This is a genomic window from bacterium, from assembly GCA_016708025.1.
Taxonomy (GTDB): domain Bacteria; phylum Zixibacteria; class MSB-5A5; order GN15; family FEB-12; genus FEB-12.
This window is the reverse complement of sequence record JADJGQ010000001.1, coordinates 471,643-488,271: the sequence shown is the minus strand read 5'-3', so window position 1 is coordinate 488,271 and position 16,629 is coordinate 471,643. Positions and strand designations below refer to the sequence as shown.

The 16,629-nt window shown below is 54.1% G+C and carries 14 protein-coding genes; 1 reads left to right on the top strand and 13 read right to left on the bottom strand.

The genetic code is table 11. From position 1 onward, the window contains the following. Position 1: 1 nt before the first annotated feature. The 12 genes from IPH75_02115 to IPH75_02060 form a co-directional block, all read right to left on the bottom strand. Complete coding sequence (locus tag IPH75_02115; protein ID MBK7140859.1) at positions 2 to 520, bottom strand: SPOR domain-containing protein; 519 nt, start codon at positions 518 to 520, stop codon at positions 2 to 4. 43 nt (positions 521 to 563) lie between these two features. Continuing rightward, positions 564 to 1,625 (bottom strand): mannose-1-phosphate guanylyltransferase, encoded by a 1,062-nt coding sequence (locus IPH75_02110; GenBank protein ID MBK7140858.1) that lies wholly within the window; start codon positions 1,623 to 1,625, stop codon positions 564 to 566. Positions 1,626 to 1,799: 174 nt separating this feature from the next. Then, the gene (locus tag IPH75_02105) at positions 1,800 to 2,750 is read right to left on the bottom strand and encodes a phosphate butyryltransferase (protein MBK7140857.1); all 951 of its coding nucleotides are present in this window, start codon (positions 2,748 to 2,750) and stop codon (positions 1,800 to 1,802) included. 2 nt (positions 2,751 to 2,752) lie between these two features. Then, on the bottom strand, positions 2,753 to 3,712 hold the full coding sequence (locus IPH75_02100) for a phosphate butyryltransferase (protein MBK7140856.1): 960 nt from the start codon (positions 3,710 to 3,712) through the stop codon (positions 2,753 to 2,755). A 76-nt stretch (positions 3,713 to 3,788) separates the two neighbouring features. Next, positions 3,789 to 4,286: a DUF2059 domain-containing protein gene (locus IPH75_02095; GenBank protein ID MBK7140855.1), complete on the bottom strand. Its 498-nt coding sequence runs from the start codon at positions 4,284 to 4,286 to the stop codon at positions 3,789 to 3,791. Positions 4,287 to 4,326: 40 nt separating this feature from the next. After that, on the bottom strand, positions 4,327 to 5,394 hold the full coding sequence (gene buk / locus IPH75_02090; GenBank protein ID MBK7140854.1) for a butyrate kinase: 1,068 nt from the start codon (positions 5,392 to 5,394) through the stop codon (positions 4,327 to 4,329). Positions 5,395 to 5,404: 10 nt separating this feature from the next. After that, positions 5,405 to 6,004, bottom strand: a complete 600-nt coding sequence (locus tag IPH75_02085) for an indolepyruvate oxidoreductase subunit beta (protein MBK7140853.1) — start codon at positions 6,002 to 6,004, stop codon at positions 5,405 to 5,407. 10 nt (positions 6,005 to 6,014) lie between these two features. Beyond that, entirely contained in the window at positions 6,015 to 7,796 is a 1,782-nt protein-coding gene (gene iorA, locus IPH75_02080; protein ID MBK7140852.1) for an indolepyruvate ferredoxin oxidoreductase subunit alpha, read from the bottom strand. A gap of 200 nt (positions 7,797 to 7,996) precedes the next feature. Next, positions 7,997 to 9,115 carry an isocitrate/isopropylmalate dehydrogenase family protein gene (locus IPH75_02075; protein MBK7140851.1) on the bottom strand — a complete coding sequence of 373 codons (1,119 nt, stop codon included), beginning with the start codon at positions 9,113 to 9,115 and terminating at the stop codon, positions 7,997 to 7,999. A 12-nt stretch (positions 9,116 to 9,127) separates the two neighbouring features. Beyond that, on the bottom strand, positions 9,128 to 10,024 hold the full coding sequence (locus IPH75_02070) for a PorV/PorQ family protein (GenBank protein MBK7140850.1): 897 nt from the start codon (positions 10,022 to 10,024) through the stop codon (positions 9,128 to 9,130). A 9-nt stretch (positions 10,025 to 10,033) separates the two neighbouring features. After that, the gene (locus IPH75_02065; protein MBK7140849.1) at positions 10,034 to 11,014 is read right to left on the bottom strand and encodes a PorV/PorQ family protein; all 981 of its coding nucleotides are present in this window, start codon (positions 11,012 to 11,014) and stop codon (positions 10,034 to 10,036) included. 13 nt (positions 11,015 to 11,027) lie between these two features. Beyond that, positions 11,028 to 13,649 carry a hypothetical protein gene (locus tag IPH75_02060; protein MBK7140848.1) on the bottom strand — a complete coding sequence of 874 codons (2,622 nt, stop codon included), beginning with the start codon at positions 13,647 to 13,649 and terminating at the stop codon, positions 11,028 to 11,030. A gap of 314 nt (positions 13,650 to 13,963) precedes the next feature. Here IPH75_02060 and IPH75_02055 point away from each other — a divergent pair, with 314 nt between their 5' ends. Beyond that, positions 13,964 to 15,529: a PKD domain-containing protein gene (locus IPH75_02055; GenBank protein ID MBK7140847.1), complete on the top strand. Its 1,566-nt coding sequence runs from the start codon at positions 13,964 to 13,966 to the stop codon at positions 15,527 to 15,529. A gap of 77 nt (positions 15,530 to 15,606) precedes the next feature. Here the strand turns inward: IPH75_02055 and IPH75_02050 are convergent, their stop codons facing one another. Then, positions 15,607 to 16,563: an electron transfer flavoprotein subunit alpha/FixB family protein gene (locus tag IPH75_02050; GenBank protein MBK7140846.1), complete on the bottom strand. Its 957-nt coding sequence runs from the start codon at positions 16,561 to 16,563 to the stop codon at positions 15,607 to 15,609. Positions 16,564 to 16,629: the final 66 nt, after the last annotated feature.

Here is a 16,629-nt window from a genome sequence, read left to right as displayed (position 1 = left end):
CCTACCGAGTACTGTCCGGGCTGATCGAGTCGACCGCAGGATAAACCGGCTCGATCTGCTTGGCCGTGACCGTCGCCACCATCACCCACGCATTGGCATAACCAGCGCCCCGGGCACGCTGCTGATACAATTCCGCTTCCTTGCGCGTCGGGAACTCACCGACTCGAAGTTTGTAGTACGGAACCTCATAATCCAGACTTACCGGCTGGTCGAAAATCTCCAGCGCCACCGCCAGCGCACGACGAGCATCGGAATACGTATCTATCATCCCTAACTGCACACGAAATACCTGCGCCGCCAGAGTATCGGCTCCAAGTTCATCTCCACTCGCATATATCTTGGTTGGGGCTACCAGCCGAGTGGCGCCATGGCTCTTTTTGCCCGCCATCTGGCGACTGATCGGGATCGTATCCTGCGCCAGCGACAACGGATTCGGGCCACTCTCCGCTTTCGCCTTTGTCGATTTCTGGACGACCGGTTGAGCGGGACGCTCCTCGCCTGCTACCGGTTGTTCATCCATACAACCAAGCAACAGTAACAGGACTAATGCCAGGAAAGGCAGCTTATAGATACTTCTTCCACTCATTCCGTTTACCCAGCACCGCCAACAGCTCTTTTACCTGGCTTGCTTTGGTTTTGTGTGCAACCAATGTGATATTCTCAGAACGGACCACCACCAGATCTGACAGCCCGATACAGGCGATTATCCCTTCTGCATCGTTATAAACCGTCGTCTCGAATGTCTCCAGTACCACGCTGTCCCCGATCAGGACATTGTTTTCCGAATCACGATCCTTATACCGTTCGAGCGAATTCCAACTCCCGACATCATCCCAGATAATGTCCCCTTTCATCACCAGCACATTGCTCGCTTTCTCCAGCACGGCATAGTCGATGGATATTGCCGAGGCACTGTCATATAGGACCTTTCGAGCGTTCAATTCGTTCGGGGTCCCGATTGCTTTACTGTATTCTATCAACTGGCGGTGTGCATCGGGAAGACAGGTTGCGATCGCATTCAGAATTGCCTTGGCCGACCAGATAAACATCCCGCTATTCCAGAGGTACTGGCGGCTGAAATAATACTCCTGCGCAACTGCCGCTTTCGGCTTCTCCGCAAACTGGGAAACCGCAAAGATGGTCGTTTCCCCTGTTTTGACGAATGGCTCGCCCAGTTTGATATACCCATACGCCGTCTCAGGACGAGTCGGGGTGATACCAATCGTGATCAACCTCTCCTCACGAGTCGCCAGGGCGGCTCCATCCCTCAGTATCTGCACCAGCTTCTCCGGTGGACGAATCAGATGATCCGCCGAGAGAACCACCATGACCGCTTCCGGATCCTCTTGAACCAAATGGATCGCCGCAAAACCGATCGCCAGGCAGGTGTCACGGCCAAACGGCTCGGTCAGGACGTTCTGTTTCGTGACTCCGGGGAGCGATGTCATGATATGCTCGGTCATCGACTCGCCCGCCACTATCCGGATATTCTCAAACGGGATAAGCGGCTTGATCCGGTCGATAGTCTCCTCCAGCATTGTCTTGTCGGAGGTCAACTTCAGAAACTGCTTGGGTCGTTTGGCGCGAGACAGCGGCCAAAACCGCTCCCCTTTACCACCGGCCATAATTACACCATGAATCACTGCGATCCTCTCATTTGAGATTGCCTAATTAGCTGATAATAATGGAGTTGAGCAGTCCCGTCAAGTAAAGAGCCGGACCGCTTTCTGAGCATCCCATAGGTTCCTTGACCGGACTTGGACCGATGCGGAACCTGGGATTTATTGAATTCTAACCCGCTACCCCGCCAGTTCCGGTGCGGTCAAAATCCCCAATAACAACGAGTTGAACTTCCCTTCCCAGCTATCCGAACGCGAACCAAGCGCTATCGGAAGCTTACCACCGATCACCAGCCCCCCCATCCGGCAATTCCCATACAGCGCCATCCCCTTGTAGATTCCATTAGCTGTCTCGAGATTCGGCGCCACCATTCCGTCCGCTTGACCTGCCACCGGCGATGTCTTCACCCCTTTGGAGTGGGCTGCAAACATATCGACAGACACATCAAACGACAACGGACCATCCACCAAAGCCCCCTTGATCTGACCCCGCTCCGACATCTTGGCAATGATCGCCGCCTCCATCGTCACCGGCATCTGCAGATACACAACTTCCACCGCCGCCAAAAGCGCGATACGCGGAGTGGTGATCCCAATCGCATTGGCCACCCGGATTAGATTGTCTACCAGAGCAAGCTTTGTCTTCAGATCAGGCGCGACATTCACTGCGCCGTCCGTGACCAATAGCAGTTTCGGGTATTTCTCCGGCCTCAGTACTGCGATATGCGAGACCGTTCTCTCCTTCTGGACAAACCCGCTCTCCGGCAAAAAGAGCAACTTTAGCAGATCGCCGGTCAGGATGCGCCCCTTGACGATCAGGTTGATCCGCCCGCTGTTCATCAGCTCCGCTGTTTTCGCGACCGCCTGAACCGGATCGGCTGCTTCGATGAACTCCCCATCGGGAAAATCGATATCATTTTCTTTGCAGGTCTCTTCGAACAGTTTCGCATCGCCGACCAGGATCGGATCGATCAACTTCTCGGTCGCCATTCGGGCCAGTGCCCGCAGCATGTCCGGTTCACTCGGCGTAACCAGCGCGGCGCGGATCTTGATCTTTCCGGCGCGTTCGCGGGCACGACTGAATATCTGCTCGTACGTGTGTACTTCGGGAATGGTCACTTCGGGAAGCATCGTCAATTCCTCCCGCCAAAGATGTTGTTCTGCTTGTAGTAGTCCGCGATCACACAGGCCAGCGCCAGCGATGCTTTCTTGTTTTTCACCGTATCAGTGCGCGAGACCAGTGACACCGGTACCTTGGCCCCGACAATCACCCCCGCGAAGATCGCATCGGCAAACTGAATCAACGCTTTGGAGACGATATTCCCCTCCTCGATCGAATCGACCAGATAAATATCTGCATCCCCCGCCACTATCCCACCGACCTTCTGGTATTCGACCGCACGGCGTGAGGTCGCCATATCCAATGACAGCGGCCCCTGCACCACCACATCCGTCAACTTCTCTAACGCCATAGGAAGCACAGTATCCATATCCGACAACGTATGCGGCACTTTTTCGGAAAGCCTATCCGATGCCGCTGAAAGCGCCACTTTCACCGGTGACAGTCCAAGCGCCCGACCCACCAGCACCGCATTCTCCAATATCTGGAATTTCTGCTCAACATCCGGCTTCACCACCATCCCGCCATCGGTGAAATTCAGCAGTTTGTGATAGCCTGGGATATCGAGCACCGCGCAATGCGAGAGGGTATTGGTGCCGCGAAGCCCATACTGCTTGTCGAGAACGACTTTGAGAACCGCCGAGGTCGGCATGAACCCCTTCATGATCGCATCCGCCTTCCCCTCGGAGGCAAGCTTCACCGCGATATGCGCCGCCTTGGTGACGTTTTTTTCGTCAATTATCTCGAGTCTATCAATCGGGATCTTATGTTCGGTGGCCATCTGTTCGATCAGCGCTTTGTCACCGACCAGGATCCCCGCGAGAAATCCTTCGGCCTCAGATTGCGACATGGCGTCGATAACATCGACATCCTGCGCGGCAGCGACCGCCACTCGTGCTTTGCGACCTGCTTTAGCGATCTCTATCGCTCGCGCGATCAACGCATCGGATGAATGAATTGGTTCAGAGGTCATATTTTGGTTCCAGCTATGCTATCTGGTAGGATTCCACGTTCCACTTCGTCCTTCTGACGAACTGTCGTTCGGGATATCACTTTTCAAAGGTTTCTGGTCGATAAGAGGCCCCGATGGGTGGTAAGCCCATTCTTCGCACCAGGTCCTCCATCTTGCGCATCTGCATCTCGACAATTGCTTTGGAAGTTTCTTGCGTTAAGGATGGGATTTCCTTCACCAGCTTCTGTCCCGTTTTCGTCTTATAGAATTTTGTGATCTCTTTCACTTCCTTGGACGTAAAGTGGTGGCGATATAATGGGACGACTATTTCCAGGAATGCCGAATCTGAATCCATGAAATGTGAGTATTTGTCCCAGAATTCTTGCGGATAGTCCGGAAACGCCCTCTTCGTCTTTGGAATCTGATGTGCGAATACGCTCTGAAACGCGCTGAAATCATCCAACGCTCGAATCAACTCCCTTATCTCCGCATCTGTGGGTTCATCTGCCCGCGTGACCACTTTCATTGATTGACTGACGGCCATTGTCGAAAGAACCAACATCGACAGAAACAAGACGAGCAACCAGAATCTCATCTGCACCTCGCACTGTTGTTTGGCAGTATTGCTGGCCGTCTTAGTACGTCTTCAGCTTTTCCTGCCCCGTCAAATACCGCACCCCTGCCGCAGCCAATGCTTCCATCTCGAATTCCCCCGGCACAGCAATCACCTTTCCAAGGAACGCGACATGCTTCGAGATCTCATCGATCAGCCGCTTCGAGTGCGCCATCCCGCCGGTCAAGACGATCGCTTCATATTTGCCGCATAACACTGTCGCCGCGGAACCTATCTCCTTGGCGATCTGATACGCCATCGCATTGAAATGCAGCAACGCTCTTTGGTCGCCGGCATCGATCATCTTCTCTGTCTCGATCAGATCCGCCACGCCGATATATGCCACGAGGCCGGACTTTTTCGACAACTTGTCAATCATCTCCTGCTCGGTGAACTTCCCGGAATAGCAAAGTTTTACCAACCCACCGATCGGCAATGCACCGGAACGGTCCGGCGAAAACGGCCCCATCCCCAGCAATGCATCATTTACATCGATAAGCTTCGCACCCTGAAGCGACGCTACCGTGATTCCGCCCCCCATATGGCAGGCCACATAGTTCACGTCTTCCAGCTTCTTCCCCAGTTTGGCCGCCTCTCGACGACAGACTTCCTTGATATTCAGCGCGTGCGCCCGGCACTTGCGTGGTATCTCCGGCACACCAGATATCCTGGCGATCTCAGTAAAATTATCCGTAGTGATTGGATCAGCGATCAGCGAAGGTACACTAAACCGCTTCGCCAGGCACCTCGCGATGATCGCTCCCAGATTCGACGCATGGTTGGAATACTTCATCGTCTTCAGGTCGTCGATCATCTGATCGGAGATCTCATACGACCCCCCTTCGAGCGGTTTGACCGGCGCCCCTCTGCCGACCACCGCCTTAAGTTCTCCCGCCTTGAAATCCAGCCCGGCGATCCAATGATCGATCTCCCCCATCCGAAGGTCATACTGCTCGGCGACATTCGCGAATTTCGCCAGCTCTTTGGGGTCATGGCGGACATTGTCCTCGGCGATCTTTTTGTCACCGTCGAACAGCGCCGCTTTGGTCGAGGTCGACCCCGGATTGATGATCAGCATCAGCATCGACATATTGCTATCCCTAAGCTGTCGTTTTGGTCAGCCGCACACCGCGACCACGATTAAACGCCAGCAAATTGACATCCACCAGTTTCGGTTTGACTCGCGCCTTGATCGTATCGACCCAGAGCTCAGTCGGCAGCGGCATATAGTTAGAGAGCACACCCAGGAGAATCGTATTCACCAACCTCGGATTCCCCAACTCCGCCGCGATCTTGTCTGCTTCTACCCCAATCGTTTTTTTCACGATCTTTTGCAGATCGGCGATTGCGTCTTCTGGATAGTGAAACTGCTTTGAGCCGGTCACGATTGCCGGGATCAGCGCTGTGCGAGAGACGATTGCGATTCCATCTTTCTTCAGCCAGTTGATTGCGCGGTACCCCTCCGCCTGCTCGAACGCCATCAACACATCCGCCTGTCCCTCCTGGATAGTCGGCGAATAAACCACCGGCCCGATCCGAACATGCGATGATACCACGCCGCCACGCTGCGACATGCCGTGGATCTCCGACTTCTTGACATCAAATCCGGCATTCATCGCCGCTTCGGAGAGAATCTCCGAGGCCAGCAGCACTCCCTGTCCCCCGACACCAACGATCAATATATTCATAGTCTCTTGCATTGTCGTTTCCTCACGCTTTCACGAAATGGCTTTTGAGCATGATCGCTTCGGGCGGGCAAACCTGCGTGCAAAGCGTGCAGCCGGTACAAAGTGTCTCGTCGATCAGCGCTTTCGGATGTCCATGCTTGTTGGTCTCGTGCGAGGCGGCGATCGCCGGGCATGAGATCCGGAAACAGGCGCCGCACGCCGTGCACAGTTCGGAATCCACCACATACGGCTCATTCATGATTCGCACCGGCATCAGCACACACGGGCGATTCGTAATGATCACCGATGGTCCCGGCGTTTCCATCTCCGTCTTGATCGTATTCAGTACCAGATCAAAATCGTACGGGTCAAGCTCCTTCACATTCTTGACCCCCAGTGCTTTGACCAACTCGACCAGATTCAGACTCGGCGAATCAGCCCCCATCAACGTCTTCCCCGTCGCTGGATGCTGCTGTCCGCCGGTCATTGCAGTCGCTCTATTATCAAGAATGATGATAGTCACATTGCTCTGATTCCAGACTGCATCTAAAAGCCCGGTGATTCCCGAATGAACGAAAGTCGAATCGCCGATCACCGCGACAGTCCCCTTCTCCGATCCCTTCACCCGTTCCATGCCGATCGCATTGCCGATCGAGGCTCCCATGCAAATGCAGGTATCCAGCGCATTCAACGGCTCCATCACGCCAAGCGTGTAGCAGCCGATATCCCCCGTCACCGCCACACCCAATTTCTTCAGCGCCATGAACGCGCCACGGTGCGGACAGCCAGGGCAAAGCACCGGCGGACGCGGGAACATATCTCCCGCCGAATAGACCGGCTCCGTAACCGATGAGATCACTCCCGCCTCTTTCAGGCCATGCGCCACGCGGATCGGTGACAACTCACCCAGCGCGCCGAAATACTTCTTTCCTTCTACCTGAAGGAACCCCGCCGCCTTGATCATCTCTTCCCAGAACGGCTCCAGCTCCTCGACAATGAAGATCCGGTCGTGGCTCTTGATGAACTGCTCTATCTTCTTCATCGGGAGCGGGAACCCCATTCCCAATTTCAGATAATCGAGATCAGGTGCGACCTCTTTGGTATACTGATAAGAAACCCCGCCCGTGATAACGCCGATCTTCGAGCCATTATTCTCCACCACATTGAACGGTGTCTCTTCCGCGAAATGCCGAAGTTTCTCCATCCGCTCAGCCACCACCACATGCCGCTTCCGCGCATTGGTCGGGATCATCACGTACTTCGAGGGATCTTTGATGAACTTTTTGTTCGGTCCTGCCACCACATCGTTCAGTTCAACTATCCCCTTGGCGTGCGATATACGCGTCGTCATATGCAGCATCACCGGAGTGTCGAACATCTCCGACATTTCAAATCCGGTCACCAGCATATCCTTGGATTCCTGGCTGCTCGATGGATTCAGCATCGGGATCGCCGCAAACTTGGCATAGGTCCGGTTATCCTGCTCATTCTGCGAGGAATGCATCTCCGGATCATCGCACGACACGATCACAAACCCGCCATTAACGCCGGTATATGCAAACGTCATGAATGGATCGGCCGCCACATTGAGGCCGACATGCTTCATCGTACAGAGCGCTCGTCCGCCACCGATCGAAGCTCCTATCGCAACTTCGAATGCGACCTTTTCATTTGGGGACCATTGCGAATAGACCTGCGGAAAAACATCCGCCAGAGTCTCAAGTATTTCCGTTGAAGGAGTACCGGGGTAGGAAACAGCCAGCGCGACTCCGGCTTCGTATGCTCCGCGCGCCACTGCCTCGTTTCCGGATAATAGTTCTCTCATATACTCTATCTCGTTACATTGCTGTGAATTCTTTCACAAAATCTACGAAATCCCCCCGAAACTGGCAAGGATGATTTTGTCGATAGTTTACCTGAAAGTAGATGTTTCGGTGAGTTGACAGTCACGACAGCAGTTAAACAGAAACGGCTGCCGATTCGCAAATCGACAGCCGTTCATGAGATAATATTCTGAATGAGGATTTACAACTTCGCCGCTACCGCTTGCGCGACCTCCAGCGAACTGTTTTTCCCACCCATATCATATGTCCGCACTTTCCCCTCTTTGATAACGGCCGCAATCGCCGCTTCGAGCTGCACGCCTTTATCTTTCTCTCCAAGCCAGTCGAACATCAGCTTCAATGTCAGCAGCATCGCGATCGGATTCACCTTATACCGTCCGGCATACTTCGGCGCCGAACCGTGCGTCGGCTCAAAGACCGCGTACTTGTCGCCGATATTCCCCGATGCCGCAAAGCCAAGTCCGCCGACCAACTGCGCGCAAAGATCGGAGATGATATCGCCGAACATATTCGAAGTAACGATCACCGAATAATCGAACGGATTCTTCAGCAGCCACATGCACATGGCATCGATATTTGCTTCCTTCAGTTCGATCCCCGGATAGTTTTTTGCCACTTCGCGTGCCGTCCGAACCATCAGGCCCGAGGTCTCGCGGATCACGTTCGGTTTTTCGACGATCGTGACGTGTGGCCGCCCTTCCTTCTTGGCGAACTCAAACGCATCGACAATAATATTCCGGCAACCGGTTTTGGTATTCACACGCAGTGACACCGCGATCTCATTCCCCGGCGTTTTGTCGAAGCGTCCCATTTTCTTGTTATGCTTTTTGACCGCTTCGCGCACTTCGTCGGGTAGAGGGAAAAACTCGATCCCGACATAGAGATCTTCCGTATTCTCACGGAAAACCACGATATCGATACCCTCTTTGTAATTGAGCGGATTACCCGGGTACCCTTTGCACGGGCGGAGATTGGTGCGAAGGTTGAATTCCTGGCGCATCCGGACGATCGGCGATGCATAGACCAGATTTTTCCCCTGTAACGACGGGATCAGCGCCCCCTCGGATTCTTCCTTCGGCAGCGACGTTATCGCGCCGAACAGTGCGCAGTCCGTATTCCGAAGCAACTCGATCGTCCGATCCGGAAGCGGATTCCCTTCCTTGGACCAGAATTCCCAACCGATATCGCCATGAATGTACTCGGCATCGAAGTGCATCTTGTCGAGCACGATCTTTGCAGCTTCCATAACATCATTGCCTACTCCGTCTCCCGGCAGCCAGGCAATTTTGTACTTAGACATATTCTCTCCTGATCACAGTTCTATGGTGAAATTGAAAAGATGTGTCGTTCCCAGATCATTCGAATACGGGACAAACGCATAGTCGATCGTCAGGTTACGGTGCGTAAACGATGCTCCCGCCGTGATCCCTTTGCTGTCGTAATTTGTCATGTATCCTGCACGGAGCGCTAGTGCCTCCTGCAATCTAGCTTCTCCCCCCAGATGGGCGTGCATTTCGTCATCAATAACAACCAGATCAAGCGCACCGAGATACTTCTGATAGCGGTATGATGTTCCCACTCGATAGGTCGTCGGCAGCGAAATATCCCGCGAACCCGGTTTCCCGGTCTTCTCCAGATAAAAGTCCCCACCAAGATTAGTCGCCGAGGCCCCTACTTTCCATACCGCATTCGGCTCCACCAATATTCCGATATCCGTATTCCAGGCCGATCCGCGCCAGGCCTCGATCTTCTCGATAAACCAGCCAGTGCCAAATCCGGCCGACACCTTGTCGCTGAACCGATAGGACAATCCCGCTTTCAATGATATATCGTTTGTCTCCGCAAATGCATCCGGGTCGGTCGTCGGAAATTCGCGGATCTCGATATTCCCCAACGAGGCATACTTGATCCCGCCATGCACGGACCAACGTCCCTTGAGTGGCGCCGCAAAGTACCCTGTTTCCAACCGCACGTTCTCCCAGTACTCAATATGCCCAAAACTGACCATAAACTTGTCGGCGCCGGTTGCATTGGCCGGATTGTAGGCCGGAGCGAATGGATCGCGATCGATCGCAACAAAACTGCCGCCCATCCCCGATGGCCGCGCCCCGGTCTCGATCTTCATCATCGCCAGTCCATCCACCGTCGTGCCCGACGCGGGAATTCCCATGGTCACTAAGAGCAATGTCAGTACTGCCAGACGTTTCATGTCAGATCCTTAGAAAAGGAGGTCGAATGAGAAAATGTGCTCCGCACCTTCCTCTACCCGGTCGGTGGAGAAAGCGTAATCTATCGCCAGCAAATTGTCGCCGATCTTGAAGAGATACCCAAGCCCGGCCGTCGCACGACTCGAGCCATATCCGGCACGTAATGCAAACGATTTTGCCAGATTATACTCCGCGCCGACATGCGGGACTATATCCTGTTCGAGATTTTTGGTGATGTCTGTAGCCAGAAGCAGTTTGCGCTTGAAAAACCGCGCCGAGGCTCCCAGTCCGATATCCGATGGCACCTCATCGTCCTGTTCGTACGCATACGCATCGCCGCCCAATTCGGACGGAAGCTTCTCCGTATCCCAGCGATATTTCATCCCCAATTGACGCAAAGACAAACCGATCTGAATATCCTGAACCTTCATCAGGTCCCGCTTCTCACGGTCTATCAATTGATCGACATGCAACATGAAGCCGATATCAAAACCGATCGAATATGCCGCCATGCTTGCGAAATTGGAATGCAGGTAGTTCAGCTTCACGCCTGCAGAAAAGTAATTCTCGAACCGCTTGGCAAAAACGATCGAAAACTGGTGATTCTGCTGTTCGATCTCCGTGCCGATCAGGTCACCATCGCGATCACGAGTCGCCACTGCGCCGGATCCCGAGTACAACCAGCTCCCGCCCAATACCGACTTGCCTCTTACCGGAAAGAGTGCAGTAGCGTAACCAAGTTTGCGGTCTAGCTGCAGGAACCGATACGAGGTAGCAAACAGCGGCCGTTGAAGCATACTCAGTCCCGCCGGATTAAACAGTATCCCCGCACCATCATTGGAAATGGCGATATACGCGCCACCCATAGCGGTCGGGCGGGCGCCAACCGGCACCTGAAAAAACGCGCCGGCATATCCACCATTGCCATCCTGGGCCACGGCGGCAACGGCGAGCATCAACACGAAACAGATGATCAGTATATTCTTTTTCATGGTCATGCTCTCCTTATGGTACCACCGCAAGTTTGCCCCAGGAATAGTCTCCGTTGGCAAACGTTAATTTAAAATAGTAAACACCGACCGCAACCACATCTCCCCGGTCGTTCCTTCCATTCCAGTACGGCCGCTGATCGCCGCTCGGCCCCGGCGGATACGTCCCCGCCTCAAAATCGACTCCATTGATCGGAGTCGCCACCAGATTCATGGCAAAATCAAATATCTCTAAGGTCACACTGCCACTGGTCGGTACCTCAAAATGGAACCTGACCGGATCATCGCGATTCGGACTAAACGGCACCGGGAATGCGTATACCTCGTCCGATACATCCGTTCGGATAAACAACCGCTGGTCCTCCAGATCGTCAACCGCGATCCGCACTGTCCCATCGTCCGTTCCCACCCAGAGATTCTCTCCGGCAATGCGCGTGGCATAAACCGGCGTCCCTGGTAGGATGAGGTCCTTTCCTTCGGCATTGCGGAATGCCAGAGTATCGAACTGCCGCATTGCAGGGTCCAGCAGATCCCATCCCAGGATCAACCCGTCATCGGTCGCCATCAATAGCGTATCACCGAACGACTCGACGTTCCAGGCGAAATTCTTCAGGTAAACTACATCCCAGCGATACTTGTAACCGATCAGCACATCCAGTGTGTCTCTCACTTCCACCACGCGACCGATTGAGACACCATTTCCTCCCGATGTTGTCGGACGGCAAGATGCTATGATCTGGGCGCTGTCGGGCGTCAGATACCGGATTCCCAATGCCGGGATGAAATTACCGATCAACCCCGCCGTGGCGCCAGTTGAGTCTACATTTATGGTCGAATTGACTGTATACGCGATCGCCAGATCCGCCTTCAGCGGATCAAGATTGGCTCCATAAATGCGATAAGTCGTGCCTCGATTGACCGAGATCGCCGCCCCGCGATTCCCGCCAAAGATGATCGTATCCCCCTTCGTCACCACCGAATATACCGTGTCTGTACTCAGCAGCAGAGTAGTGTCATTGGCATCCGCTATGATCGCATTCTCGACATAGTCTGGATCGATCCCCATCGACACAAACTGCACGCCGTTTGGTCCGACGAAAAACACATTCTTCACGCGATCCTTCGGGACATTCACCGGAGTGACGTCATAGGTAGTACCACCTCTGCGATAATATCTCCAGGTCTCAGCTCTATCAAAGGAGACCGAGACGGATGGAGTGTCGGTTACATTCACCGGTCGATTAATTGTCCAGACAGCGAATGAGTCGTTGACCAGCGATACGGAATCCGTGAATAACTGCAATTTGATCTGATAAACGCCCAGCGATGACGAGTCCGTGTCCGGAACATAGTGTCTGGCCGAGTCGATACTCCCGCTGGCATCGAAAAACAGGGTAGTCAAACCTGAGTCGGTCCCGACAAAAAGTGTGTCGCCCAGCGCCTCGACCGAATGGGTGATATTTCGTACATTGGTAAGACTGGTCGCCGATGAATCAAGATAGAGCCTGGCCCAGGTCGCGCCGGTATCTTCGGAAACCCAAAGACCAGCCTGATCGGCGGCGAGATAGAGCCGGTCATTCACCGCGGCAAAATCTCGGACTATTCTATTCGCCCCGGTGACAGAATCAAGGCTGACCGGTGAATAGGTGTCTCCCTGATCTGTTGAAACCCACAATCCTTGAGACTCATCAGAGGCCGAATCGCTCAGCCCCGCAAACAAGACCCCACCAAACTCCTGAAGTGCCGTCGTCTGCCAGGCCCCTCCAGGAATGAAATCATCGAGGAAGAAACGAGTCCAGAAAGTCCCGCCCGAGGTATGCCCGCCGCTGATGCCATTGACTCCGCCAAACCAGGCGTAATTGTTTCCACTGCCGCTGCAGCTCTCGCATATCGCCACTTCCTGTACGCGACGCGCATAAAACTTGTCGCGCGGCACCAGGTAAACATATTGAAGTATCCCGCCCGCCGTCCCGACCCAGACATACAGCGAGTCGCCATGCGACGTATCCGTCACCACCGAGAATGCCCGGTTCCGCCACCAGAGCGTATCCAGTCCACGGTAGGAATCCTCGAAATTTAGTGAATCATCGCGGGTCGCAAACAAACGCTTCCAGGTTTCACCGTTATCATTCGAACACAAGACCGCGCCGGCAAAAGCTGTGGCAAACAGCCAGTTCTCGCCGCGGAATCCCGATGCCCCGGAAATATCGTAGATCGTTCGGAAAGGACCTGTCATGTACTTGGGATAAAGTGTCGTATCGTCCCAGTCAGGCGTGACCCAGTTCAGGCCGTTATCATCAGTGTACGACATCCCATCCGAGAAGACCTCTTCCCCTCCGGCCACTGTCCCAATATGGTTGGAGGAGATCCAGAGTCGCCCCCCGCCGGAGTACATGGCCGAGATATCATTCCCAACCAAACCATTGCTCGTATTGTATAAGAGCCAGGTCTCGCCGTTGTCGAAACTGAAATTGACCCCATCGCCGGTCGCAAACCAGATCCCGCCGGCATGTTCGATGATGTCAATGACAACGTTGGTGGCATAAGTGGTGTCGGGTTGGTCGTAAAAGTGGGCCGGTCCAGCCAGCACCAGGGCCGGAACCAGGATCGCCAATGCGGCGATTAGCAGCTTGATCAAAAGATACCTCGCAGCCAGTGGGTGTGCGTTTTCTCGAGCAGCATCATCTGCATTTATCGTACTTGCGGATGTCCCCCATTCTCGCGGGCTCCCGCAATTGAGGCTGTCAACATACGTGATACACCAGTCCGGCGCAAGGGGATTCAGTTGATGCCGAATCGACGTAACTATTTGCAACAGGCCGGACTGGCCGGCCTCTCCGCTCGAGGTTCACACCCATTCGTGGACCCGCGAACGACAACAATTCAATTGACAGTCTCGCGACACCTGTCGTATATAACAATGAATGCACTCCTACCTGAGGTATACCTGACATGCGCCTAGTCGCCCTCTCCTGTTTATTGATCATCTTTGCAATGCTCTCCATGCTTCTGTCGGTTGGTTGCGATGACCTGACAACTGAGGTCAATAACAACACCTACTTTGACAGCACCCTCGGAGAGGACTGCCTGCGCTGTCACAGCGACGATGATAACGCGATCAAACAACCCAAAGGTCAATGGGCGATCTCGCAACATGCCTCTCCTGAACTGATCGAAGCCACCGTGATGCTCAATACCGAAGAGCGCAAGACCAACGTCTGTGGCCCACAATGCCATACCAGTGAAGGATTTATCGCCTTCACCGCGAACGGCTCTACCTCGGCCCAACAAACCCCCTCGGTGATTGATTGCTTCACCTGTCATATGCCCCATACCGGCGACTACGGTAGCTGGAAGATTGACACTTTGCGCGGATTCGAAGTCCCGGTCATACTGGCCGGCGACTTTGACTATGACATGGGGAACTCAAACATGTGTGTCACTTGCCACCAGGCAGAGACAGTCCCCGTTATCCCGACCAATGCCCTCTCCGTTCGACTGGACACGCTTGGGATGGACGGTCCGCACAATAGCGCACAGGCCCACATGTTGATCGGCAAGGGGGGCTTCCGCTTCACTTCGGATGCCGTCACCAACTCGCATGCGTCCGTCGAGACCAAAGAGGGATGCCTCTCCTGTCACTTCGGGACCGGCCTCGGCTACCAATTCGGCGAACATACCTTCCGCCTCGAAGATGACCAGACTAATGAGCAGTACGTCGCGAACTGCAACCTCTCCGGTTGCCACATTAGCACCCCACCATCCATAGCCGATTTCGATGATACACAGATTCAGGATTCGATCCGCTCACTCAGCAGTACCCTGGCCGGATATCTGCTCTCAGCTCATATCCTGACCGGTGCCGATGAAGACTCAACTGAATACTACATTGACTCGACCGTCTCTGCTGATGCCGCACGCATTCTCTACAACTACCTCTTTGTCAAGAAGGATGGCTCACGCGGCATTCACAATGCCAACTACGCCGTGGTGCTCCTCACTGAGTCCGTCGATCGCTGGGACAGCATCCCGCAGGCATCATTTAGTGCGGACACCACTCAGGGCTGTGTCCAGCTGGCCGTCAACTTCACCAATACGTCGACCGGTGCGATCAACTCGTATAAATGGGATTTCGGAACAGATAATCTGGATAGCGCGATAACCCGCGACGCAGCGTTCACCTTCGTCAAGGCCGACACCTATCTGGTGAAACTGACCATCACCGGAATCGCTGGTCAGGATAGCTATACTCAGGTAATCATTGTTGATTCCATCCCGACCACCGATATCGTCGCCTCGGACTCGACTGTCGATGCCGGCGTCCCTGTCAACTTCACTCAGACATCGACCCACGCATCACGATTCCTGTGGGATTTCGGCGATGGACGGCTCGATTCCACTTCCACCAACCCCTCAATAAGTTATTCAGTGGCCGGGACTTTCGTGGTCCGCTTCACCGTGACAAACACCTGTTCGACTGCTACTGACTCAGTTTCAATCGATGTTGTCGTTCCTTGATCATATCTCTTTTTCTGAACATAAAAAAAGCCCCTGCTTGGCAGGGGCTTTTTCCTATCTATCTCTATCTTAAGAACCTACTTATGTAACTCCTGCTTGAACCTGGCCGTCAATGCCGGAACCAGCTCAAACAGATCCCCCACTATGCCATAGCTGGCGATATTGAAAATGGGAGCATCCTTATCCTTATTAATAGCAACTATCGTTTTGGCGGTCTGCATCCCGACCAAATGCTGGATAGCTCCGGAAATCCCCACTGCTACATACAGCTTCGGGTTGACCGTTCGACCGGTCTGTCCCACCTGGGTGGCATATGGCACCCAGCCGGCATCCACGATAGCTCGCGAAGCTCCAAAAGCTCCGCCCAACGCCGCCGCCAGATCTTTCACCAACTGCACATTCTCCGGACCTTTGATGCCGCGGCCAGCAGAAACAATCACGTCCGCTTCCGCCAAATTGGCGGTGCCGGATGATTCCTGCTTCATCTCTTTGACAGTCGCTTTTCCGGAGACGGCCGCAGCCATCGCCTCGACCACCACTTCTCCCGCTCCAGCCTTTGATTCAGGGTAGATCTTTGGACGAAGAGAGACGAAGAAAGTCCCACCCGAAGACGCTACCTGTGAGACAACCGAGCCACCAAACGACGGTCGGGTCACTTTGACCGTACCACCATCGTTGGTAATTTGGGTAACATCCGAGGCCATACTACCAGAGTGGACTGCCGCCAGGCGCCCCAACAGTGCCTTCCCGTAAAACGTCGCCGGGCAGATCACCAGCTCAACCGCATACTTCTTGACCAGGCCGGAAATGACCGAGGCGTACAGATCATCGGTGAAATACTTCAGAGACGGATCAGAAACCGCGAGGACCTTGCCGCCCCCTTTGGACGCGAGATCGGCCGCTAACGTCGATGCATCCCCCGCCAAAATGGCGGTGAATAGCTCGCCTCCCACTGACTTGGCAACCTCTATCGCCTCTAGCGAGGCCGATACGAGCTTTCCATCCTTTTGCAGCGCAACAACAAGAGTTTTCATAACCTACCTATAGACTAATGGATACGGCGGCCAATATAGAACCGTCCGACTTCCCGCGCAAACAAA